At 38.2% G+C, this 22,458-nt stretch carries 23 protein-coding genes; 13 read left to right on the top strand and 10 right to left on the bottom strand.

Annotated elements, in window-relative coordinates; translation table 11 throughout:
• Window positions 1–36: 36 nt before the first annotated feature.
• Entirely contained in the window at window positions 37–978 is a 942-nt protein-coding gene (locus OCK74_RS14600) for a glycosyltransferase family 2 protein (protein WP_279297787.1), read from the bottom strand.
• A 15-nt stretch (window positions 979–993) separates the two neighbouring features.
• On the opposite strand from OCK74_RS14600, the gene OCK74_RS14595 reads away from it, so the two are divergent.
• On the top strand, window positions 994–1,776 hold the full coding sequence (locus OCK74_RS14595) for an FkbM family methyltransferase (protein WP_279297786.1): 783 nt from the start codon (window positions 994–996) through the stop codon (window positions 1,774–1,776).
• Entirely contained in the window at window positions 1,776–2,627 is an 852-nt protein-coding gene (locus OCK74_RS14590) for a glycosyltransferase (RefSeq protein WP_279297785.1), read from the top strand. The genes OCK74_RS14595 and OCK74_RS14590 overlap by 1 nt, the downstream gene beginning before the upstream one ends.
• An 88-nt stretch (window positions 2,628–2,715) precedes the next feature.
• On the opposite strand, the gene OCK74_RS14585 is transcribed toward OCK74_RS14590, so the two are convergent.
• On the bottom strand, window positions 2,716–3,468 hold the full coding sequence (locus tag OCK74_RS14585; protein ID WP_279297784.1) for a menaquinone biosynthetic enzyme MqnA/MqnD family protein: 753 nt from the start codon (window positions 3,466–3,468) through the stop codon (window positions 2,716–2,718).
• Between the two features lie 43 nt (window positions 3,469–3,511).
• Here OCK74_RS14585 and purB point away from each other — a divergent pair, with 43 nt between their 5' ends.
• Both purB and OCK74_RS14575 read left to right on the top strand, forming a co-directional pair.
• Window positions 3,512–4,858: an adenylosuccinate lyase gene (gene purB, locus OCK74_RS14580; RefSeq protein ID WP_279297783.1), complete on the top strand. Its 1,347-nt coding sequence runs from the start codon at window positions 3,512–3,514 to the stop codon at window positions 4,856–4,858.
• 183 nt (window positions 4,859–5,041) lie between these two features.
• A complete protein-coding gene (locus OCK74_RS14575) occupies window positions 5,042–5,470 on the top strand; it encodes a hypothetical protein (protein ID WP_279297782.1) in 429 nt (142 codons plus the stop codon).
• A gap of 14 nt (window positions 5,471–5,484) precedes the next feature.
• On the opposite strand, the gene OCK74_RS14570 is transcribed toward OCK74_RS14575, so the two are convergent.
• Window positions 5,485–6,180: a hypothetical protein gene (locus OCK74_RS14570; RefSeq protein WP_279297781.1), complete on the bottom strand. Its 696-nt coding sequence runs from the start codon at window positions 6,178–6,180 to the stop codon at window positions 5,485–5,487.
• A 54-nt stretch (window positions 6,181–6,234) separates the two neighbouring features.
• Complete coding sequence (locus OCK74_RS14565; RefSeq protein ID WP_279297780.1) at window positions 6,235–7,821, bottom strand: peptide chain release factor 3; 1,587 nt, start codon at window positions 7,819–7,821, stop codon at window positions 6,235–6,237.
• A gap of 205 nt (window positions 7,822–8,026) precedes the next feature.
• Between OCK74_RS14565 and queD the strand changes: the two genes are divergently transcribed.
• Together queD and rocD are read left to right on the top strand one after the other, a co-directional pair.
• A complete protein-coding gene (queD, locus tag OCK74_RS14560; RefSeq protein WP_341483198.1) occupies window positions 8,027–8,395 on the top strand; it encodes a 6-carboxytetrahydropterin synthase QueD in 369 nt (122 codons plus the stop codon).
• Window positions 8,396–8,631: 236 nt separating this feature from the next.
• Window positions 8,632–9,870, top strand: a complete 1,239-nt coding sequence (gene rocD / locus OCK74_RS14555) for an ornithine--oxo-acid transaminase (protein WP_279297779.1) — start codon at window positions 8,632–8,634, stop codon at window positions 9,868–9,870.
• On the opposite strand, the gene OCK74_RS14550 is transcribed toward rocD, so the two are convergent.
• From OCK74_RS14550 to OCK74_RS14535, 4 genes are all read right to left on the bottom strand, one after another.
• Window positions 9,867–10,271 carry a hypothetical protein gene (locus OCK74_RS14550; RefSeq protein ID WP_279297778.1) on the bottom strand — a complete coding sequence of 135 codons (405 nt, stop codon included), beginning with the start codon at window positions 10,269–10,271 and terminating at the stop codon, window positions 9,867–9,869. The genes rocD and OCK74_RS14550 overlap by 4 nt on opposite strands.
• 113 nt (window positions 10,272–10,384) lie before the next feature.
• A complete protein-coding gene (locus OCK74_RS14545; protein WP_279297777.1) occupies window positions 10,385–11,098 on the bottom strand; it encodes a porin family protein in 714 nt (237 codons plus the stop codon).
• 467 nt (window positions 11,099–11,565) lie between these two features.
• Window positions 11,566–11,772, bottom strand: coding sequence for a hypothetical protein (locus OCK74_RS14540; protein WP_279297776.1), 207 nt, complete (start codon window positions 11,770–11,772; stop codon window positions 11,566–11,568).
• Between the two features lie 94 nt (window positions 11,773–11,866).
• A complete protein-coding gene (locus OCK74_RS14535; protein WP_279297775.1) occupies window positions 11,867–14,101 on the bottom strand; it encodes a bifunctional alpha,alpha-trehalose-phosphate synthase (UDP-forming)/trehalose-phosphatase in 2,235 nt (744 codons plus the stop codon).
• 84 nt (window positions 14,102–14,185) lie between these two features.
• Here OCK74_RS14535 and kdsA point away from each other — a divergent pair, with 84 nt between their 5' ends.
• The 5 genes from kdsA to OCK74_RS14510 all read left to right on the top strand — a co-directional run bounded on the left by kdsA (window position 14,186) and on the right by OCK74_RS14510 (window position 18,863).
• Entirely contained in the window at window positions 14,186–15,016 is an 831-nt protein-coding gene (gene kdsA / locus OCK74_RS14530) for a 3-deoxy-8-phosphooctulonate synthase (RefSeq protein ID WP_279297774.1), read from the top strand.
• A gap of 173 nt (window positions 15,017–15,189) precedes the next feature.
• On the top strand, window positions 15,190–15,642 hold the full coding sequence (locus tag OCK74_RS14525) for a DoxX family protein (protein ID WP_279297773.1): 453 nt from the start codon (window positions 15,190–15,192) through the stop codon (window positions 15,640–15,642).
• A gap of 139 nt (window positions 15,643–15,781) precedes the next feature.
• Complete coding sequence (locus tag OCK74_RS14520; RefSeq protein ID WP_279297772.1) at window positions 15,782–17,026, top strand: ABC transporter permease; 1,245 nt, start codon at window positions 15,782–15,784, stop codon at window positions 17,024–17,026.
• 46 nt (window positions 17,027–17,072) lie between these two features.
• Window positions 17,073–18,125, top strand: a complete 1,053-nt coding sequence (gene tsaD, locus OCK74_RS14515) for a tRNA (adenosine(37)-N6)-threonylcarbamoyltransferase complex transferase subunit TsaD (protein ID WP_279297771.1) — start codon at window positions 17,073–17,075, stop codon at window positions 18,123–18,125.
• 9 nt (window positions 18,126–18,134) lie between these two features.
• The gene (locus tag OCK74_RS14510; protein WP_279297770.1) at window positions 18,135–18,863 is read left to right on the top strand and encodes a tRNA1(Val) (adenine(37)-N6)-methyltransferase; all 729 of its coding nucleotides are present in this window, start codon (window positions 18,135–18,137) and stop codon (window positions 18,861–18,863) included.
• Between the two features lie 48 nt (window positions 18,864–18,911).
• Here OCK74_RS14510 and OCK74_RS14505 read toward each other — a convergent pair whose 3' ends face one another.
• Both OCK74_RS14505 and OCK74_RS14500 read right to left on the bottom strand, forming a co-directional pair.
• Window positions 18,912–20,075 (bottom strand): sigma-54-dependent transcriptional regulator, encoded by a 1,164-nt coding sequence (locus OCK74_RS14505; protein ID WP_279297769.1) that lies wholly within the window; start codon window positions 20,073–20,075, stop codon window positions 18,912–18,914.
• 61 nt (window positions 20,076–20,136) lie between these two features.
• Entirely contained in the window at window positions 20,137–20,514 is a 378-nt protein-coding gene (locus OCK74_RS14500) for a hypothetical protein (RefSeq protein WP_279297768.1), read from the bottom strand.
• A 198-nt stretch (window positions 20,515–20,712) separates the two neighbouring features.
• On the opposite strand from OCK74_RS14500, the gene OCK74_RS14495 reads away from it, so the two are divergent.
• Together OCK74_RS14495 and OCK74_RS14490 are read left to right on the top strand one after the other, a co-directional pair.
• Window positions 20,713–21,051: a solute carrier family 23 protein gene (locus tag OCK74_RS14495; protein ID WP_279297767.1), complete on the top strand. Its 339-nt coding sequence runs from the start codon at window positions 20,713–20,715 to the stop codon at window positions 21,049–21,051.
• 132 nt (window positions 21,052–21,183) lie between these two features.
• Window positions 21,184–22,329: an AI-2E family transporter gene (locus OCK74_RS14490; RefSeq protein ID WP_279297766.1), complete on the top strand. Its 1,146-nt coding sequence runs from the start codon at window positions 21,184–21,186 to the stop codon at window positions 22,327–22,329.
• Window positions 22,330–22,458 lie beyond the last annotated feature (129 nt).

Raw genomic sequence — 22,458 nt, 5'->3', positions numbered from 1 at the left:
CTAAAGTCAATTTCCTTTATTTGATTTGCTGAGGACTTATATTTTGTTACGGCCCAGGAGATAACAGCATGACATTAAGGATTTTGAAATAATTCCATTTTTCAGCAGGCCTGCAGGAATTCTGTTTTGGAATTGAATGATGCGTTCAATAATCTGAGGCACTGGTCCATTATAGCCAAAAGCACATAATTGATCGACGTTTTTTACTGAAAAATTACGGATCAGCCTCCACCAGCCGTCAAACACAATCATATTCTTTAAATGCTTTGGGCCAGTTTTCTCCAATAAGAGTAAGCTTTCTTTCAAATGCACTTCCGGCACGCCAAATGTGTATTTTGTTACTTGCGCCTGGTTAATGCCTACATTGATTAAGGGCTCATCAATATAATATGGCCTTGTATTTTCCAAGTACCTGATATAAAAATCGATGTCCACTACGTACTTCATATTCCGATCGTACCAAGTGGTTTTATCGTTCTTATGCATGGTTACACTTGGGGGGCCTACTACATTATCTGAAATCAAAACCATAGGATTTTGCAATAGGGCCTTACTCCAGAAAGGTTTCAGCCTCATTTCCTGCATCCGGCCCGTTCCTTCATAAATATTCGTATAGGCGGAGAAGAAAAAAGTATGTCCAGGATGCTTTTTTGCAGCTTCGGCAAATTTTGCAAGGCTTTCAGGTGAAGAGAACCAGTCATCGTCATGAACCAGCTTTATCCACTCCCCTTTTGACTTGCGGATACCTTCATTCCAGTTTTCAGGAGTATTCAGATTTTGTGGATTTTTATAAAAATGAAGGGGAAAACTACCAGAATATTGGTTGCAAAGCTGTTTTACTTCATCATTTGGACTATCGTCTGTAACAATTACCTCAAAATCTCGATATGTTTGCACCGCTATTGATTGAAGCAGACGCTGCAGATAATCAGTACGCTTATAAGCAGGAATACAAATAGAAATAAAACAATCACTCATTAACGCAAATTTAAGATGGGTATCTACGAAAAAACCGGTATCAGAAAAATAGCAATATACAATGTTGAATTAATAACGTGGATAAGAACTTATGGGTTAAAAGATGGTTGGAGTTTATTTTCAGGTCTGTCAAAGGCAAAAGAACCTTTCTTCAAGATCAAAACTTCGTTTTTTAAAAATGATGTTTGGCTTCGTAACAATTATTCTGACCAGGCAATTTTCCGGCAAGTATTTTATGAGAAGCAATATGAATTAAAGCATATAGTACCGATTCAACCTAAGAAAATCATTGATGCCGGTGCCAATGTTGGTTTTGCCTCCTTGTATTTTTCTTACATTTTTCCTGATACAGAAATCGTTGCAGTAGAACCAGAGCCCAATAACTTTCACTTACTGGAAAAGAATACAACAGCATATAATAATATTATATGTAAACATGCAGCTATTTGGTATAAGGAAGAGAAGGTTAATATCTCTAATCCGGATTCATTAGCAGCAAGCTTCATGGTAGAAAAGACCAATGAGAATGCTATTCAAGGTATTACAATAGACAGTATCCTGGCAGAAAGAAACTGGGATCAAGTTGATATTGTCAAAATGGATATTGAAGGTGCAGAAAAGGAAGTTTTTTCTGGTAATAATTCATGGCTTCATAAAACCAAACTCTTAATTATTGAATTACATGACCGGTATAAGCCTGATTGTACCAAAACATTTTTTAAGGCTTTAGAAAACATAGACTACGAGGCTTACTTCCAACACGAAAACATCTTCATTCTTTTTAAAGAAAATCAATAATGAAACTTGCAGGTGTAGTTATTCTTTATAACCCGGATGAAGCATTAATTGAACGAGTTGATACCTATCGACACTATCTGGATAAACTAATCGTTGTTGACAACAGTGAGATATCAAACCAGGAAATTATTCGTCCTCTTTGGGAAAATAAGGATGTTCACTTCATACATAATGGTAAAAACGAAGGCATATCCAAACGTTTGAATGAAGCAGCAACCATTGCGATCAAAAATGGATTTGATTGGTTATTAACTATGGACCAGGACTCCTACTTTGAGAAGGGAGTATTTGATGCTTATCTGAATTGCATTTCGCAATATGAGAACATCGATAATGTTGCTATGTTTGGAATTGAATATGATGAAAGAAATGTTTCTCAATCCCCATGTGATTTTCAACAGGTAAACCATTTAATCACTTCGGGCAGCCTGGTCAATTTGAAAATTTTCAATGAATTAAAAGGGTTTGATGTAGCCCTATTTATAGATAATGTTGACCATGAATACTGCTTTCATGCGAAAGCAGTTGGCTATGAAATTGTAAAAGTCCAAGATATCTTTCTACAACACTCATTAGGAGTCGTATCACAACACAGGTCATTAAAAAACCTTTCTCTTACGCCTCGCACCCTTCATTCTCCAATTAGAATGTACTACACTGTTAGAAATTATTTTTATCTCAGTGAAAAATACTCAAAATTATTTCCGGAAGACATTAAGGAAATAAAGAAAAGTATTCTGAACAGGATTAAAAACAACTTGCTTTACAATGAAAAGCGGATGCAAGTATTAAAGAATATCATTAAGGGGTATGCCGACTATAAAAATGGCAGGATGGGGAAAATTTCCTGAATTTGACCTTATTACAGCTCAACATAAAACAGGCCTATGAAAAGGGCTGTTTTATGTTGAGCTTATGTTAATAGTTATTACTATTATATCAACAGGAGGTTACTAAGCTGATTTTTTCTAAAAACAACCGCATTCCTTTTCTTTTGTCTTGCGTTAATTGATAACTGATACTTTTTTTATAATAATACTCTAAATCAAAAAAAGCATATGGATTTTCTTTGATTACATCATCCAGGTGCTGAAAGCCTAAAGCGTTGGCTTCGTTAAATTCCACGATAAAACCTTCCGGCAATTTTTTATTTGCGATCCAGGCTGCAAAAACGAAGGGTAACCCGGTATGTTTGATCCAGGTTTCACCTAAATCATATATATATTTGGAAACATGGCGTTGCTGCAATGCCCTATCGCCTATTACCACACCGGCTGTAGTGCCTTTTATTTCGTGGCGGTACTCCTCTCCTTTTGCGTCGATCAAAACAACGTCCTTCTTCCAATATTCCCGCAGTAAGACTTTTGCCAGGTTTACAGATGTTCTTGATTGATAATCCAGGTAAACTGTTTTAACTTCTTCAATAGGCACTTCGCTAAAAATGCAAACTGAGGCAACAGGTCCTTCGCAACCAATACAAAAATCAGTAACAATATGAGCTTCAGTTAAATATGGAATTGCGGCTACAGGAATGAGGCCAATATCGATCTGCCCCTTTATTAACTGTTTTGCGATACTGGAAGGATAGTCTTCAATAAGGTCAATCCTATTTAAAACTTTATGGCGTTTAATGCCATATAACATAGGTTTTGTGTTCAGGTAACTAACAGCACCAACTCTTATCTTACGCAAATGATTTAATTTTGGCCGCAAAGATAAACCTGACCGCAATTTTATGGACTTAAATTCTCTTACAGCCATTTCAGCTATCGATGGAAGGTACCGCAGGCAAGTTCAGCACCTGGATGAATATTTTTCGGAATATGCCCTTATCAAATACCGGGTAATGATTGAAATTGAATACCTTTTCTTTCTATCACAGAAAAATTTTTTCAAGCTTTCACCCAAAGCTGTAAAGCATTTAAATGAACTGAAAGAGAATTTCAGTGTTGAACATGCAGCTCAAATTAAAGAAATTGAGGCCACTACCAATCATGATGTAAAGGCCGTTGAATATTTTATCAAGAAAGAATTGGAAAAGGCTGGCGAGGAAAGCGCAAAGGAGTGGGTACACTTTGGCCTTACATCACAGGATGTTAATAATACAGCTATCCCTTTACTGTGGAAGCATGCACTGGAGTTTGAACTTCTTCCCGCACTTTTGAATTTAAATACACAATTCAAGCTGTTGGCCACCCAATGGAAAAGTATTTCCATGTTGGCCCGAACACACGGTCAGCCAGCCAGCCCAACCAAGTTGGGTAAAGAAATCATGGTATTTGTTGAACGTATTCACAACCAGGTGGACCAATTAATTGCAATTCCTTTTTCGGCCAAATTCGGTGGAGCAACAGGTAATTTCAATGCTCACCATATCACCTTTCCTAAAACAGATTGGATTGGATTCGCTAATGAATTTGTTGATTCAGTGTTGGGACTACAACGTTCACAGTTTACCACGCAAATTGAACATTACGACAATTTAGCAGCCCATTTCGACGCCATTAAGCGGATCAACAATATCCTGATTGACTTTTGCCGGGACGTTTGGACGTACATTTCAATGGACTACTTTAAACAAAAAGTAAAAAAGGGGGAAGTTGGTTCATCTGCCATGCCGCATAAAGTAAACCCTATTGACTTTGAAAACGCTGAAGGGAACCTTGGCTTAGCGAATTCATTGCTTGAGCACCTGTCTGCTAAACTACCTGTCTCCCGTCTTCAGAGAGATTTAACAGACTCTACCGTATTACGCAATATTGGATTGCCGATTTCCCATACTATTCTTGCATTTAAATCTATCGAAAAGGGCATCAATAAACTAGTATTGAATGAAGAAAAGATCAACTTAGACCTTGAACATAATTGGGCTGTCGTTGCAGAAGCTATCCAAACTATATTAAGGCGTGAACAAATCCCTAACCCTTATGAAGCGCTTAAGGATCTGACGCGTGGGAAGTCTGAAATCAATCAAAAAGCAATTCACCACTTCATTGACACACTGGATATTAGCGATGCTGTAAAAAAAGAGCTGAAAGCTATTAGTCCCCATAATTATACAGGCATACATCCGGATTTTTAAGAATTTGTATTTGAACCCTTTAACTTCAATTAATTATTGAGTTAAAGGGTTTTTTTATAAAAAAGTAAAGGTTTCTTGCTATTTGTAACTTCAATAGCCTTGATAATCTATAGTTTTAAACTTAAAATCTGGAATTAATATTTTCGGCGCGTTATTTGCCTAAACAGGGCAAAGCCAAAAACAATGAAACAAATATTTATATGGATATGTATGTTGTGGCTATTGTTTTCGTGTGGAAAATCGAATGTTAATCTAAATTCTTTTAATGGAACATACGTTGGTTACTTCCATCGTGATTCTAAGGATACAGTTCAAGTTTCTTTACTTTTCCAGGAAAATCAATATAGCGGTTACAGAGAGAAAAAATTCTGTCCCCAATTAGGTAGAGGAACATTTGAACAAAATGAGCATAACATATTATTCGCAGGAACCTCAAATAGGACCTATCAAGATAAAACAGCCGGACCAATGTTAAACGGAGCATATTCTTACGAGATTAATGCAGATGGATCTGTTCGTATGTGGAAGAAGAATGGAAGCAATTGGGAGGAATTTATTCTGCGTAAGTCTAGTGACGAGAGTCTTGTGTACGGAATCATTACAAAAAAGTAGAGCATGTGAACTTATTACTTTCCAAACGAGTTATAATAAGAAATCAGCTTTCCCAAACTCTCGCCGGTTACCTTATTCATTCCTTCTTTATTCAAATAGGCATTCAGTTCACCTTGTCTATCACGCAGGATATCCGGGATATCTTTTAGCCTTTTAACAGGAATCAGTAAGTTTTTGTAACTGATAAAATATTTTTCACTGTTTTCTATATTCCTATTAGTTATTGCAGAATTATACTCTCTTGACTCCTCAATCTTTTTGATTATGTACATAAAAGCAGAAACATTACCACTTGTGAGCACCAGATACCAACCGTTATCCCCCTTTTGAACAGGATTTGGGAAGGCTGAATCATGAATGAAGTGATACTTTTTACCATTCAATGAATCATTAAAAATAACTTCCCTTATTTTAGACTCTGCTGTATACTCCACGCCATTATTCAAATATATAAACCTATGTTCCAGCAAATCGATTTTAGACATTACATTATTAAACTGTCTGCCGTCAAAAAGGATCACAGTTGCCGGGAGCCAATCACTAATAAAATAAGGAGTGCCTTTTTTGATATTTTCATATTTGACCGGTGCCTTTCCATGAATGGCATAAACCAGATCGGTGGAGTAATTACCTGTTATAACGTCGATGGATTGGGCATAAGTGATATGAGATAAAAAAGCAAATGCGGCAATAGGCAATAACTTTTTCATAGCCAAAATTGTACATATACAATTTAATTAATTTATTCCTATTACCGCATATAATTACTTATGAATCTCACTTGTGAAGTGGAATGTTATATCAGGATTATTGTTCCGCTCTGTATTCAAAAACCATTCACTTTGAGCCAGATATACCATATGCCCATCTTTGTCTTCTGCAATATTTGCCTGTTTAAAGCGGGCAAAGTCCTCCATTTTTTTTGAATCTTCTGAGGTCAGCCAGCAAGCTTTGTAAAAAGGCAAGGTATTAAACTGAACAGAAGCGCCATATTCATGCAATAAGCGGTACTGGATTACTTCGAATTGCAGTTCTCCTACACAGCCAATGATCTTTTTATTTCCACCAAACTGGGTAAACAATTGAGCGACACCTTCATCTGTCAACTGCAACAAGCCCTTTTCAAGCTGTTTTGTCTTCATTGGGTCCTTGTTTACCACTTCTTTAAAGATCTCCGGAGAGAACGATGGTATACCGGTGAAGAAGAAGTCCTCCCCTTCTGTAAGGGTATCGCCGATCTTAAAGTTGCCTGTATCAAACAATCCTACTACATCTCCAGGGTAAGCATCTTCAACCACGCTTTTTTCCCGGGCTAAGAAGGAATATGGGTTGGAGAAACGCACATCCTTATCGAGCCGGACGTGGTGAAAATATTTATTACGTTCGAATTTGCCAGAACAAACTCTAAGGAAAGCGATCCTGTCCCTATGTTTGGGATCCAGGTTGGCGTGGATTTTAAAGATAAATCCACTGAATTTGTCTTCGTGTACGTTCAAAAAGCGGGTAGATGTCTCACGGCTTCGCGGAGTAGGTGCAATCCGAATAAATGTATCCAGCATTTCCTTTACCCCGAAATTGTTGATCGCACTGCCAAAAAATACAGGTGCCACTTCGCCACTTAAATACATTTCTTTTTCCAAGGAACCGTAAACACCTTCAACGAGTTCAACATCCTCGCGAAGGATATCGGCATCCTTTTGGCCCAATTTTTCATCCAGAATGCCTGCTGACAAGTCGGAAACAGAGATTGTATCCTCATCTGTAGCCTTTGTATTAGGAGTAAACAGGCGAAGGCCTTTATTATGCAGGTCGTAAACTCCTTTAAAATCCTTTCCGCTGTTGATTGGCCAGGTCATTGGGTGCAGCGATATAGACAGTTCCTTTTCTATTTCTTCCAAAAGGTCGAAACGATTTTTACCATCGCGGTCCATTTTATTAATAAATACAATAACCGGTGTTTTGCGCATGCGACAAACCTGCATCAGGCGGCGCGTTTGCTCTTCCACCCCGTTTACGCTATCCACCACCAAGATAACGCTATCTACAGCGGTGAGCGTACGATAGGTATCTTCAGCAAAGTCCTTGTGACCAGGGGTATCGAGCAGGTTGATCAGTGAGCTTTCATATTCAAAACTCATTACTGAAGTGGCAACGGAAATTCCCCGTTGACGCTCGATCTCCATAAAGTCGGAGGTTGCGTGTTTTTTAATTTTATTACTTTTCACAGCGCCAGCCACCTGAATGGCCCCTCCAAACAGGAGAAATTTTTCTGTTAGTGTAGTTTTACCGGCATCCGGGTGAGAAATGATGGCAAACGTTCTGCGGCGCTGAATTTCGTTTTGATATTTCATAAATAGAGCTTTCCTGGGTATTCTCGGGTCAAATAAGCAGTTTTACCATAAAACGCTCCCTACCAGGCTTTACATTTTTGCGGTTGCAAAGGTAGGCTTCGTTGAGTTAAAGAAGATTGCAAAAACCGGCAAATCTTAAATCTGGCCACTATTAACAACTTCTAACCTTCACTTTTCCTGATAGTCACTAATTTTGCGCCGCATTATGATGGAAATTTATAAAGAGTTCTCTTTTGACTCAGCGCATTATCTTACCCAGGTACCTGATGGTCATAAATGCAAAAACATGCATGGCCACACCTACCGTTTACGTGTGTTTTTAAAGGGAAAACCTGACCCACAATTGGGTTGGATCATGGATTTCAAGGAATTGAAAGATATTGTTAATGCTGTCATCGACCAATTGGATCATAAGCTCATCAATGATATTCCCGGGCTGGAGAATCCCACAGCAGAAAATATAACAGTTTGGATCTGGAAACAAATTCAACCTATGCTGCCCCTTTTAAGCCGCATAGAGTTGTATGAAACTCCGACTACAGGTGTAATTTACCATGGAGAAGCGGTGGGATAACGAATTGTTCTCTTATAATATGTTATCTTGCTGCACATTATGATCTCCCGAAATGTCATAAAATATTTTCTTGACCAGAATCTGGATTTTCTGGATCATCGATGCTAAGTTGATTTTCTATATTATAATCCATGTGTCAATATTTGATTGACTGGTTTATAATTCATTACATCCTTTTCAACATACTGCGCTGGCTTTATGCGCGGTTTATTTATTACACTTAGCATTTATTTATAATGACCACGCAAACTTCTACTTCAGATAAGGCCACCTATTATATACAACTTGAAGAAAAACATGGCGCTCATAATTATCATCCCTTGCCAGTAGTGCTCACAAAAGGTGAAGGCGTATTTGTATGGGATGTTGAAGGCAAGCGCTATTTTGACTTTTTAAGTGGATATTCAGCTGTTAACCAAGGACACTGTCACCCCAAAATTGTAGCAGCCCTGATTGAACAGGCGCAACGACTTACCCTGACAAGCCGCGCTTTTTACAGTGATCTGCTGGGAGAATATGAAAAGTTTATTACTGAGTACTTCGGTTACGACAAAGTGTTACCCATGAATACTGGTGTAGAAGCTGTTGAAACCGCTATAAAGCTTTGTCGCCGCTGGGGTTATAGTCAAAAAGGTATTGCAGAAAACGAGGCTATCATTATTGTATGTGAGAACAACTTTCATGGAAGAACATCCACTGTAATCTCTTTCAGCACAGATCCATCATCTTACAGGAAGTTTGGTCCTTATATGCCGGGATTCAAAGTAATTCCTTACAATGATCTGCAAGCATTACAAGAAGCATTGCAGGATAAAAATGTAGCAGGTTTCCTATTTGAACCTATTCAAGGCGAAGCCGGTGTTGTTGTTCCTGATGAAGGATTTTTGAAGTCGGCAAGGCAACTTTGTGAAGCCGCGCATGTTTTATTTATAGCGGACGAAATTCAAACAGGTCTTTGCCGAACTGGCAGAATGCTGGCATGTGATCATGAGGATGTACGTCCAGATATACTGATATTGGGAAAGGCATTGAGCGGAGGAACATTACCAGTAAGTGCAGTTTTAGCCGACGATTCTATCATGTTAACCATTAAGCCTGGGGAACATGGCTCGACATATGGAGGAAATCCTTTGGCTTGTAAGGTTGCCATAGCGTCGCTCCGGGTGTTAAAAGAGGAAAGGCTGGACGAGCATTCGGCAACATTGGGTGCCTACTTTAGAGAAAAGATTCAACAATTGCAGTCACCTCTTATTAAGTTAGTCAGAGGTAAAGGATTGTTGAATGCAATTGTTGTAGAACATCCAGATAAACAGGCTGCCTGGAAATTATGTTTAATTTTAAAAGAGAACGGCTTACTGGCGAAACCTACACATGGAGACAAAATCAGGCTAGCTCCTCCTTTGGTCATCACTAAAGTACAAATAGATGAATGTGTGGAGATTATTGATAAAAGTTTGAAACAGTTGGTCTCTTAACGAGAGTAGGATTCCTCAGGCTCTTTTTTTTGTTTGGCAAGGGGTGTAAGAATCAGTGCAACCAGCATTACAATCGAAGCTACCAACAAAATGGTTAATGCAGGCTGGCGGACAGGACATTCTCCCCCTTCGCATTTTGCCAATAAAATGAAGTTGCGGAATGACCAAGCAAGGTTCAGGGTTGCGAAAAAGAGGTTTGCTCTTTTGGCCCAAATCCTTGGAATCAGCGTCAAAATAAGATAAACAGCAGTCAATAAAAAGTTGAAATAACCAGGTTTACCATAGTTTGTTCCAGAGGCATCGATACCGCTAATCGTGATGTTCCTGCTGTCTATGATTACCCAAGGAAAAAAACAGCTAACAATAACAACAACAGCTGCCAGAATACCAACCCATTTCATGAGGCGAAAATACGGAATTGATACCAGGATAATGGGATAATAAAAATAGGGCTAAAAGCCTGGCGTTTTAGATTTTCAAGCTTTTAGCCCTTACAATAAAATTCTATTTGTATTTATAGTTTGATACCAATCGTAAAGCTTAATACACGGTGTTTATTCTTATCATCAGCATTGCTATTTGATCCTGAAGCAATTTTTGCAAGGCCATATCCATAACCTAAGCCTAACACAATAGTTTTACCTTCAATGCCTGCAGTTCCATTCAGGCCATAATCAAAGCGCTTTAATTTTCCAAAACCAGCATCTTCTTCCTGATTGGTTGTTGTTGGATCGTCATTTGAAAAATCTATATCGGATTCACCTTTAAACGATGCACCTAGTGTTTTGCCTTCAATTTTATTTTTTCCTCCAATACCCATTGCAGCATATGGGCCAGCACCAATGTAGAAACTTGTAGCTTTTCCAATTGGCGCTTTCAGCGTTAAATTGACAGGAACTTCGATATAGTAAGGATTAAAGGTTTCCTTTACATAATTTATTGAAGAAGGACTACCACTTTCAGCCTGAGAGCCCTTGCCCGTAAAAATAATTCCTGGTTGTAATGAGATGGAAGAACTTAAAGGTACATCCCCTATAATACCGGCATTAAAACTGGTCAGCATATTCGCTTTATCTACGCTCCCACCATCAGTAGTAGAGATATTGGCCAAATTTAAACCTACACGTAATTGAGCAGTTGGTTCCAAGGCATCTTTCTTCTGGGCATACAAAGATGTGCTGATAGTTAAGGTTGCAGCAGCAACAAAAAGACTAGCTTTCATTTTCATAATTCACTTGTTTTAGTTCGTTTCGCTATAATTGACAAGTTTTTTGCCAAAACGTTTAATAACAACTCATTTTGATATCCCAAAACTTTATCAACATGCAAGACTTTATTACCTCCAAGATTTTGGAAAAAATAACTCCTTGTAGTCCAGCTCAAATCACTTTAACTTTTTTCAATAAGCGATAAAATAAAAACTTATTGACATTGAAACTTTCAAGAACTGTAATCCTAACTATTATAAAGACGATAAATCTGACAAAAGCGCAGAAAGATGTGCTTTAGAAGAGAAAAATAGTGGAATAGAAAAAGGAATGGATTCTAAAAATACTATAATTGCTAAATAGCAAAAACGTTTGTGAAGGAACAAACGTTTTTGCTTCTTTATAAAAAGTAAGAAGAAAATTATCTGGCATGATAGAAGATTATCAAACTCCAGAAATACTTTGGAGGTTTCGTAAGTTTCATTCACTAATCAGCCCTACGTCCACTGCCACGGGTTAAAGCGACCAATAGAAGAATAAAAACGGCGGCCCCAACTACCCAAACCCATGGAGCTGCATACCATGCTCCTCCTTTGTCAGTATTAATGTTGACATCAATTTCTTTTGGGGTTTCCTGGGCAAATGCAATGATGCTGAATAAGGCAATCATCACAGATAAATAAACCTTTTTCATAAAGTCATTTTAGATTATTATTTTAAAAAAAATGTGCCAAACAAATTTATATTCTTAAGTAAATAGTTAGCAAGGGCCCATCTAACAGTTCACATCATGCGTTAATTTCCAGATTCTTACTCTTCACTGGCATCACAAACCTTCTAAGCAACGGCAGAACATCTCTTTGATGCAGTAATTTATACTGAGCACTGGTATTTCCACTTCCTACTTTTATGGTAAAAGCTTTGTCTCTCAAAATCCGGAACATATCTTCATCAGTGGTATCATCTCCTATACAAAGAGTAAAATCAGGATTAAATCTCGCAACCATATTCAATGCGGTAGAACCTTTGTCTAATCCAATCATGCGCACTTCAATCACTTTGTTGCCATCTACAACCTGCAAAGGAGTATTTGTAATCAATTGCCGCAGGTTATTGAAAAGTTCCCGGGAACGAATAAAGCCAAGGTCAGGGCTTGTGTTCCTATAATGCCATGCAATGGTATTCTTTTTTTCTTCAATAAAAGAACCTGCACAGCGAGTTACAAACAATTGCAAAATGGGTCTTATTTCCTCTTTCCATTCTGGAGATGAAGTAGCCAATGTTTGCCAATCCTCATTTTTTATACGAAGGCATGCTCCATGTTCTGAAACCAGATTAATTGGAAGATGTCCTAACCATTTCTCCAAAGTTTCAGTATCACGTCCACTGATCACAACAATCTCATTATTTTCATCTTTTGATAATTGATCTAAAAGTTCAAGCACATCCTTGCTAGGCACTGCAAGGTTTGGTAATTTCTGGTATGGTATCAAAGTTCCATCGTAATCTAACAATATGCAACGTTTTGAAGCAGCGGAAAACTCATTCATCATCTTATCAATTGTAACGATATCCAGTACGTCAACCTTTAATTTGTCCTGTTCTCCTTTCACAAATGCCAGTTGATCCAAGAAGTCATTTATCCATTTCTTCACATCGTATTCTGCCAACCTTTTTTGCATATAAGAAAGACGATAACGTTGTTCGGTTAAAGGCATGGTCAATGCAGTATTAATTGACGTGGCTACTTCTTCAGAGTCAGTAGGATTAACCAGTATTGCCTCACTTAGTTCGGAGGCAGCCCCAGTCAGTTCACTTAAGATCAATACACCTTTATCGATACAACTCGCTACATATTCCTTTGCCACCAAGTTCATACCGTCACGCAAAGGAGTGATCAAAGCAACATCAGCAGTCTGGTACAAAGCACACAGCTCTTCAAATGAAAGGTGATTAAAACGATAGATCAGTGGTTGCCAGTCAAGAGATGAAAAACGCCCGTTGATTGTGCTTACTTGTTCTTCAATCTTTCTTTTACGATCTACGTAGGCAGGAATTACCTTTCGAGATGGAACCACATTAAAAATGAAAACTACTTTTCCTCTCCACTCAGGATATCTTTCTAAAAACTCCTCAAAACTTTTAAGACGATGGTCCAAACCTTTAGTATAGTCCAACCTGTCTACAGAGAAGATCAACTTTTTGTCATAGAATTTTTCCTCCAACCTTGTACAAATAGTCACAACAGCCTCATCTGTTATTGCATCCCTAAACTTCCTGTAATCTATACCTATTGGAAAAAGATCAGCTTTGATTATCCGATCATTATAATAAATCGAGTTGTATTGCGTTTCAACCCGCAATAACATTTTTACGGATTGAATAAAGTGCTGTACATAATCGTGTGTGTGAAAACCAATGAGATCTGCACCTAACAAGCCCAGCAATATGTATTGCCTCCATTCTGAAGGTAGCAGCCGAAAAAGTTCATAAGAAGGGAAAGGTATGTGTAAAAAGAAGCCAATAGCAGCGTCTGGTTGGTATTGCCTGAACAATTGCGGGAGGGCCATTAATTGATAATCATGAACCCAAATCACATCACCAGGCTGATAAATTTTATTTAAAGCATCAGCAAATGCCTGATTTACTAATTTATAAGCCTGAAAATATTCCTTTTTGTATTCTACTAATGACGGGAAATAGTGGAAAAGAGGCCACAGTATAGAGTTAGCAAACCCATTATAGTATGCATCATAAATTTCTTTGTCTACAAAAACGGGCTCAATACTAAAATCAGATTCCAAGGCATCCATGTCATTTAGTATTTTCCAATCCTCCTTGCTGGCATCCAGACTCCCCATCCATATCTGAGCTGTAAAATGATCGGACTGAGCCCGGGTCCGCTCCAAACAGCTTTTTATTGCAGAAACTAGCCCGCCTGAACTTTGACGGACGACTATGTCTTCGCCTGACCTATCTATGGTATATGGCAAACGGTTTGAAATTATAAGTAAACGGCCCATAGTATTGGATTTCTGTTTCACTAATTATTGAATTAAATCCAAAAATTAGACCAGCAGAGCTAAGTAGAGGATTATCTTTGCGGCATGGAAAACTTCTTAAAAGACCTATTTGTCAATCAATCATATGATGAAAATAGCTTTTTTCTAATCGCCGGACCTTGCGTGGTGGAAAGTGAAGAATTAGTTCTTGAGGTGGCAGAAAAAGTTTATGATTTGTGCAAAAAACACGGAATTCCGCTTGTATTTAAATCATCATACAAAAAAGCAAACCGGACAAGTGCTCATTCCTTTTCTGGTCTTGGGGATGAAATTGGCTTAGGAATTATTCAAAAAGCAGCAAAGAAATTTGGTCTACCAACAACTACGGACATTCATTCAGAAAGAGAAGCTGAACTGGCTGCCCAGTTTGTAGATATTTTGCAAATACCAGCTTTTTTGTGCCGCCAGACTGAATTGCTGGTTGCAGCCGGGAAGACTGGCCGAATTGTAAATGTAAAAAAAGGACAATTTGTTAGTGGGGAGGCCATGAAATTTGCTGTAGAAAAGATATATAACACAGGCAATAAAAAGGTAATGCTGACAGAAAGAGGTACCACATTTGGATACCAAGACCTGGTAGTTGATTACAGGAATATTCCATTAATGCAAGCAGCGGGTGTACCAGTTATCATGGATTGTACACATAGTTTGCAACAGCCCAATCAAACAAGCGGTGTTACAGGGGGAAATCCTCAATTAATTGGAACGATAGCCAAAGCTGCTATTGCAGCAGGTGCCGATGGATTATTCATTGAAACCCATCCGGATCCTTCTGTTGCGCTGAGTGACGGTGCTAATATGTTGCGTCTTGATTTATTAGAAAACCTATTAGTGCAATTGGTTAAAATCAGAAAAGCAATTACGGCCCAGGGGTAATATACAGATTTTACAGTTTCATAAATGAACAAAACAAAAGCATCACTATGCAGGTGATGCTTTTGTTTTGAATTTTGGAGTTAACGGATCCAGTTCAGAATCTAAGTTATATCGGTATGAAATTATTTGAGTAAATTTATAGTAGCTCTTTTTTTTACCTAAATCATTGCTATATGAACCTTCTTCAACGTATTCAAAGTGTTGAGCATTGGGGTGACGCGCATCATTCTAAGTGGCTGGATATATTACGTATAGCTTTAGGCGTTTTTTTATGCTACAAAGGAGTTGACTTTCTCTACCATATGAGTGAATTTATGAATCTAATGACTGCGAATGTGCCCTTTAGCGACTTAATGTTACTTATATTGGGACATTATATTGTTTTTGCGCATATCATTGGTGGTTTTCTGATGGTACTAGGTGTACTTACCCGATTTGCTTGTCTTATTCAAATTCCGATACTTTTGGGTGCGATCATATTTATCAATTCTTCCGGAGAATTGATAAGGCCATATTCAGAATTATTTATTTCAATATTGGTTTTGCTTCTGCTTATTTTCTTTTTGATCATTGGAAATGGCCCCTGGTCTGTCACTTTGAATGAAGATCAGGAAACGAGAAGATAATTTATAATATCAGAACTTTTTCAATGACTGTTGTTTTCCCAGTGGAAAACAGCATGTTAATTTTTACACTTTATCTTATTGCAAATGTTTCAGAAAAGCAATCAATAAAAATCAATTGCTTTTCTGATTACATTTGTTTATGCGCCGTTTACTCGAGGTCATTTCCAGCAGCTTTAAAATGGCTTTGCAGGAGCTTTGGAAAAATAAGCTCCGCACATTTCTTTCTCTTTTTGGTGTTACCATTGGCATCTTTTGCATCATTGGTGTTTTGGCGACAGTCAATAGTCTTGAGTATAATATTCGCAATGAGATCAAATCGCTTGGTACCAATACGATATATTTAGATAAATGGGAGTATTCTGGTGGGCCAGATTATCCCTGGTGGAAGTATGTTAACCGACCTGTACCCAAATACAGAGAAGTTGAAATGATCAAGGAGCGCACACCTACTGCAGAAAATGCAGCGTTTATCATCAACAGGATGGATAATGTGGAAGTTGATAATAGTCAATTGAGTAGTGTTATTCTTTATGGGATATCTGTTGAATTTCCACAAGTTCAGCCTGTTGAAATTGCATATGGCCGTTTTATGACCGATGCGGAATTTGACCAAGGCAGTAATGTTGTAGTCATAGGCAACCAGATTGCAGAAAAGCTTTTTGGCAATCCAGAAAGGGCAATTAATAAACATATTACCACAAGAGGAAAGCAAAACCGCATTATTGGCGTCATTAAAAAACAGGGCTCTCAAATGCTCGGCGGATGGCGGTTTGATCAATCTGTACTCATTACGTATAAGTATGCCAGGACTATCATGGATGAACTACACTCCGACCCATTGATTGTCATCAAGGGAAAAGATAACATTAACAGCAAGGTATTGAAGGATGAACTTGCTGGTTCAATGCGTGCAATCAGGAAGTTGAGTCCTACCCAAGAAGATAACTTCAGCCTGAACGACATCAACGACTTTAGCGATGCCATGAGCCAGGCATTTGTAAGCATCAATATCGGAGGCTGGGCTATTGCGGCCTTGTCTTTAATTGTGGGCATGTTTGGAGTGGCTAATATTATGTTTGTTACAGTAAAAGAACGTACAAGCCAAATTGGTCTGAAGAAAGCTATTGGTGCCAAAAAAAGTATCATTCTGACTGAATTTCTCCTTGAATCCGCATTTCTTTGTCTAATTGGCGGCATGGTTGGACTTTTGCTCGTGTTTATTATGACCAAGGTAGTCACACACACATTTGACTTCCCCATATTTATTTCAACTGCCAATATGGGACTTGCGGTTGGTATCTGTATTATGGTGGGTATACTGGCAGGCATTATACCAGCATCTCAAGCTGCTAAGATGGATCCGGTTGTAGCTATCCGAAGTTGAACAGAAATCCTCATTTTTGCACAGAGTTTTTGATTAAATAATTGGAATGGATATACAAAAAAAGTATGATCCAAGTACCTCTGACAGGGGAAAGGATATTATCATATTAGCTATAGAATCGTCGTGTGATGAAACATCTGCCTCCGTTTGTAAAGATGGAAAAATACTTTCCAACTTTATCGCCAACCAGAAAGTACATGAAAAATACGGAGGTGTTGTTCCAGAACTGGCCAGCCGAGCTCATATGCAGAATATTGTGCCGGTAGTGGATGTAGCCATACAGCAGGCACAAATCCAATTATCGCAAATTGATGCCATTGCATTCACCTATGCACCAGGGCTTATTGGATCACTGCTCGTTGGTAGCCAATTTGCCAAATCCATAGCTCTGGCACTTAATAAGCCATTAATTGCAGTGCACCACATGCAGGCCCATGTGTTGGCTAACATGATAGAAGAACGCAAACCAGATTTTCCATTCCTTTGCCTTACTGTTAGTGGAGGCCATACACAAATTGTGATTGTCAATAGTCCACATGATATGCATGTGATCGGCGAAACATTGGATGATGCAGCAGGAGAAGCATTTGATAAGTCTGCAAAACTTTTAGGGCTACCCTACCCAGGAGGCCCGCTAATTGATAAATATGCACAACAAGGTAATGGGAACCGCTTTTCCTTTCCAGAACCCCAGATTGAGGGTTTAAACTTTAGTTTTAGTGGACTAAAAACATCTATACTTTACTTTATTCAGGAAAACACTAAGAATAATCCTGAATTTATACAGGAAAACCTGGAAGATATTTGTGCCTCCATCCAACAGCGTATTATAAGTATTTTATTGAATAAGCTGAAAAAAGCAGCTGTGCAAACCGGTTGTAAACACTTGTGTATTGCAGGAGGCGTTTCTGCCAACAGTGGACTGCGGAAAGCCTTCCAGGAATTAGGAGAAAAGTATAATTGGCAAACGTATATACCGTCCTTTCAATATTGTACCGATAATGCAGGAATGATTGCTATTACTGGATATTATAAGTACCTGGCCGGCGAATTCTCGCCTTACAGTCAAAGTGCAAGCGCCAGGGCTGAATGGAAGTAAACATCGCGTATGCCCAATCCCTACTTTCGTTTTAAACAGTTTACCGTTCATCATGACAGAACAGCCATGAAGGTTACAACCGATGCATGCCTGTTTGGCGCATGGGTTTCAGAAAGGATCAGAAATGGACAATTCAATAAGCATCATGCATTAGAAATTGGTGCAGGAACAGGTTTGCTTTCTTTAATGGTAGCACAGCAAAATGAAATATCAATTGACGCTGTGGAAATTGATGCATCGGCAGCTGAACAGGCCTGTGAAAACATCAAGGAGTCACCGTGGAAAGAAAGGATATATATACACCATACTGATATATTACACTATAAGGATCATAAGCAATATGATTGCATTTTCAGCAATCCTCCATTTTATGAGCATGAAATCCAATCGTCCAATGACAAAAAAAACCTAGCCCATCATGGGGCAGGGTTAAAGCTCGAAGAGCTATTAAGAGTAATCTCCAATTTTCTCAGAAAGGATGGACTTTTCTTTCTATTACTTCCTTATAAGCGAATCGCAGAAATTGAACAGCTCCTTAAAAGACAGCAACTATTTCTCATCAATAAAATGGTGGTTCGCCAATCAGTCCACCATCAACCTTTTCGTCTCATGTTGATGGGAACGAATAAAAAAACAGACATTCCTGTAGATGAAAAGATCATATCTATCTGGGATGAGAACCGGCAGTATACAACAGATTTTATCAGTTTGCTGAAGGAATATTATCTGTATTTGTAGATTACTGTGAAGTCGGGAGTTTTAAAACTCCCGACTTCACAGTAATCATTAACTCTTAGGAAGGACGTAGCTTTTCACATCTTCCTTTGTAATTGTTTTATTGGAAAGAATGACCAACCGCTCTACTACGTTTCGCAATTCGCGGATATTACCTGTCCAATCGTATTCCTTTAATGAAGTCATCGCTTCATCTGCAATACTTTTTTTAGGAATACCATAATCGCTACAGATATCATCTAAAAAGCGATCAACGAGCGATGGTATATCATCTCTCCTTTCATTCAGAGAAGGAACATGAATCAATATTACACTTAGGCGATGATATAAGTCCAGACGGAAGTTCTTTTCTTCCACCTCCTTCATCAGGTTTTTATTTGTCGCGGCAATTACACGCACATCAACATTTATTTCTTTTTCGCCACCTACACGAGTAATTTTACCTTCCTGCAAGGCACGAAGTACTTTTGCCTGTGCACTATGGCTCATATCTCCTATTTCATCCAGAAAAAGGGTTCCGCCATTAGCCTGTTCAAATTTACCAATGCGTTGTTTAATAGCAGAAGTGAATGAGCCCTTCTCATGTCCAAATAATTCACTCTCAATCAGTTCGCTAGGAATGGCAGCGCAGTTGACTTCAACCAGCGGATTATCTGCCCGGTTGCTTTTTTCATGAATCCACCTAGCAACCAATTCCTTACCAACTCCATTTTCGCCAGTGATCAAGATACGAGCATCTGTTGGGGCGACTTTTTCAATTGTTTCTTTGATTTTTTTAATTGGTTCAGATTCTCCAATCATATCCTGAACCTTAGTAGCTCTACGACGCAATGATTTGGTTTCAGAAACCAGCGTATTTCGTTCCATTGCATTACGGATAGTGATCAGTAACCGGTTCAAATCCGGTGGTTTTTGAATAAAGTCATAAGCGCCCTTTTTAACAGCTTCTACTGCTGTTTCTATTGTACCATGCCCAGAAATCATAATAATTGGAACGTCCGGATTCTTATCTACTGCTTTTTGCAAAAACTCCAGACCGTCAATTTTGGGCATTTTGATATCACATAGAACCACATCAAAGGATTTCTCACTAAATTTTTTCAATCCTTCTTCTCCATCTGACGCTTCTTCAATCTTGTATCCTTCAAATGTAAGGATTTCAGTTAAAGTCTTTCTTATTGCTCTTTCGTCGTCAATAATTAATAAAGTAGCCATTCAAGGGTGATTTAAGGCGCAAATGTAATATCAAATTAAAAAGCACCTTGTGGAAAAAATTTTACACAGAAGTGGGATGGAACTCGTATTCTGTACTTATCCTTTTGTGTTGGGGGTGAGTGCTGGTCAATATAATTGACCGGCCTTCATTTTGAACAGTGATCATAAAATGCCAGCCATTGTCAGCATACCAATATATCTCTGTTTCATCATTATCATCAATGTGAAAAGATATATGCTCAGCATTCATTTCGCCATTTTCTTCCATTACGTCCAGCACTTCCTTTAAGCTACCTTTGACTGTACCTTTTAATAAATAATTATTTGCATGGTCATTACCCGGCTCTTCAATAAAAAGCTTAATAAAGCTGTAAGAAGTGTTATCAGGCATTTTCCTCAGATAAAAGCCGTCTGTCCTTAAACTAAAATGTGTATTCATATTTGTTACAATCAATGCTTGGAGCTAATATAAATAATTGGCAATTGAATATCTAGAATCTTCGAAAGGGTTTTAAATTATCGTGCCCGTCTTAGCATCAGAAACACGCATGATTGAATTTTATTTGTAATACATACATTACAATGTGATCATAAGCAGCAACCTTGTCTCTAATTAACTTACTGCCTCAAAACAGGAATGACGCTCCGGACTTTAGCCTGTTATTCCGGCTTGACCTGGACAATTCATTACAGTGGTCAGTTTGCCCGTAATCTTGCATTTGCCTTTACGGATCTGTTTGATAGTCTTTCTACAATTGTTGGGCTGGCAGAGGCCTCTAACCTATTAGATGAGAAAGGCGAACCCTTTAATATTAAACGATCTTTATTAACAGATGTAGTGTCAACAACCATTGCCGGGCTTGTTGGTTCAAGCCCTGTAACAGCATACATAGCATCTGCGGCATATAGGAATGCCACTGCTCCAGCTTTGGTGATCATTGATGCCTTTGCGAGTTTAGTACTGGTACTTGAATAAGCAACAAAGTATTATATTGCCCATTCACGATTATTGATATGCACGCCAATTGCATTAGTCAAATGGCGTGGTTTTATTATGAACATTGCATTAAGGCATTAATTAATTTAGATAACTATAATCGTTAGTAATATGCAAGGTCTTCCAATAACTGTCAGAAGGTCATTAGAACTCATTGGTATTTATTTTTTAGGAGTCATCATTTATGTAGGACAAGGAATTATCACACCATTGCTGACTGCCTTTTTTATAGCCATATTATTATTACCCTCCTATAGATTTTTCAGAAAGAGGAAACTCCCGGAAACTATTGCCATTTCTTTTTCGTTATTGATGCTAGTCATCATTCTGGGCTTGCTGATCTGGTTTTTCTCAGCACAATTCTCCCGACTTATAGAAGACTTCCCCCAGATCAAGCATAATGTAATGATGCACCTTAATTCATTGAGTGGATGGATCAATGAGAAAACTAACTTCTCAACTGAACGCCAGTTGGCATTGATCAACGAACAAAGCAATAAACTATTAAATTATGCCGGTGGGTTTTTAGGCGGTGCGGCAGCATCCCTGACCTCCATTTTTATATTCGTAGGGTTACTGCCGATTTATATTTTTCTACTGTTATTCTATAAAAATCTATTGTTGCGTTTTGTGTTCATGTGGTTTCCAGAAAACCATCACCATAAGGTTGAAGAAGTATTGCGTGAATCAGAAATTATCATCAAAAGTTATTTAATAGGACTACTGATACAGATTTCTTATATCACATTTCTTTTAGGCTTCAGCCTAATGATCATTGGCATTAAACATGCGTTGTTAATAGGAATCATCTTTGCCATCCTCAACCTGATACCTTATATAGGCGCACTTATAGGAAATATCATTGGCGTTCTGCTCACATTAAGTTCATCAGAGGACCTTTGGCCAGTATTTGCAGTTTTAATCACTATAGCTGTTGTTCAGTTTCTTGATAATAACATTTTAATGCCGAGGATCGTTGGTTCAAAAGTCAAGATCAATGCACTAGCCAGTATTGTGGGTGTTATTGTTGGTGGTGCATTAGCAGGCATCTCAGGAATGTTTCTTTCCCTGCCTTTAATTGCCGTGTTAAAGATTGTATTTGACAGGACGCATCATTTGCAGCAATGGGGTGTATTGTTTGGGGATGAAAAACCTAAATATAGTCCCATGTCGTTCCCTGTATTCAGAAAGAAAAGTAAAGGTGTGCAAAGGGAACTTGAAAAGGAAAACAAGATTGAACCTACTGAGAAAAAGTAAAAAGTTCTTTTATTCCTTATCAAATAAAACGGGTAACATAAAAATATAAGTTACCCGATAAGCATTTTAATAAAAAGATTTTCTGATGCTAGTTTTCATTCATTATTGTCGCCAGATGCTCAATTGTGG

The sequence above is a fragment of the Paraflavisolibacter caeni genome, from assembly GCF_025628885.1.
GTDB classification, from domain to species: Bacteria; Bacteroidota; Bacteroidia; order Chitinophagales; family Chitinophagaceae; genus Flavisolibacter; species Flavisolibacter caeni.
This window is presented reverse-complemented; position numbering and strand designations above follow the sequence as displayed.

Bases quoted from the DNA above. Each gene is read 5' to 3' on its own strand.
- OCK74_RS14600 (WP_279297787.1), bottom strand. From the start codon at position 978: ATGAGTGATTGTTTTATTTCTATTTGTATTCCTGCTTATAAGCGTACT.
- OCK74_RS14595 (WP_279297786.1), top strand. From the start codon at position 994: ATGGGTATCTACGAAAAAACCGGTATCAGAAAAATAGCAATATACAAT.
- OCK74_RS14590 (WP_279297785.1), top strand. From the start codon at position 1,776: ATGAAACTTGCAGGTGTAGTTATTCTTTATAACCCGGATGAAGCATTA.
- purB (WP_279297783.1), top strand. From the start codon at position 3,512: ATGGACTTAAATTCTCTTACAGCCATTTCAGCTATCGATGGAAGGTAC.
- OCK74_RS14575 (WP_279297782.1), top strand. From the start codon at position 5,042: ATGAAACAAATATTTATATGGATATGTATGTTGTGGCTATTGTTTTCG.
- OCK74_RS14570 (WP_279297781.1), bottom strand. From the start codon at position 6,180: ATGAAAAAGTTATTGCCTATTGCCGCATTTGCTTTTTTATCTCATATC.
- OCK74_RS14565 (WP_279297780.1), bottom strand. From the start codon at position 7,821: ATGAAATATCAAAACGAAATTCAGCGCCGCAGAACGTTTGCCATCATT.
- queD (WP_341483198.1), top strand. From the start codon at position 8,027: ATGATGGAAATTTATAAAGAGTTCTCTTTTGACTCAGCGCATTATCTT.
- rocD (WP_279297779.1), top strand. From the start codon at position 8,632: ATGACCACGCAAACTTCTACTTCAGATAAGGCCACCTATTATATACAA.
- OCK74_RS14550 (WP_279297778.1), bottom strand. From the start codon at position 10,271: ATGAAATGGGTTGGTATTCTGGCAGCTGTTGTTGTTATTGTTAGCTGT.
- OCK74_RS14545 (WP_279297777.1), bottom strand. From the start codon at position 11,098: ATGAAAATGAAAGCTAGTCTTTTTGTTGCTGCTGCAACCTTAACTATC.
- OCK74_RS14540 (WP_279297776.1), bottom strand. From the start codon at position 11,772: ATGAAAAAGGTTTATTTATCTGTGATGATTGCCTTATTCAGCATCATT.
- OCK74_RS14535 (WP_279297775.1), bottom strand. From the start codon at position 14,101: ATGGGCCGTTTACTTATAATTTCAAACCGTTTGCCATATACCATAGAT.
- kdsA (WP_279297774.1), top strand. From the start codon at position 14,186: ATGGAAAACTTCTTAAAAGACCTATTTGTCAATCAATCATATGATGAA.
- OCK74_RS14525 (WP_279297773.1), top strand. From the start codon at position 15,190: ATGAACCTTCTTCAACGTATTCAAAGTGTTGAGCATTGGGGTGACGCG.
- OCK74_RS14520 (WP_279297772.1), top strand. From the start codon at position 15,782: ATGCGCCGTTTACTCGAGGTCATTTCCAGCAGCTTTAAAATGGCTTTG.
- tsaD (WP_279297771.1), top strand. From the start codon at position 17,073: ATGGATATACAAAAAAAGTATGATCCAAGTACCTCTGACAGGGGAAAG.
- OCK74_RS14510 (WP_279297770.1), top strand. From the start codon at position 18,135: ATGCCCAATCCCTACTTTCGTTTTAAACAGTTTACCGTTCATCATGAC.
- OCK74_RS14505 (WP_279297769.1), bottom strand. From the start codon at position 20,075: ATGGCTACTTTATTAATTATTGACGACGAAAGAGCAATAAGAAAGACT.
- OCK74_RS14500 (WP_279297768.1), bottom strand. From the start codon at position 20,514: ATGAATACACATTTTAGTTTAAGGACAGACGGCTTTTATCTGAGGAAA.
- OCK74_RS14495 (WP_279297767.1), top strand. From the start codon at position 20,713: ATGACGCTCCGGACTTTAGCCTGTTATTCCGGCTTGACCTGGACAATT.
- OCK74_RS14490 (WP_279297766.1), top strand. From the start codon at position 21,184: ATGCAAGGTCTTCCAATAACTGTCAGAAGGTCATTAGAACTCATTGGT.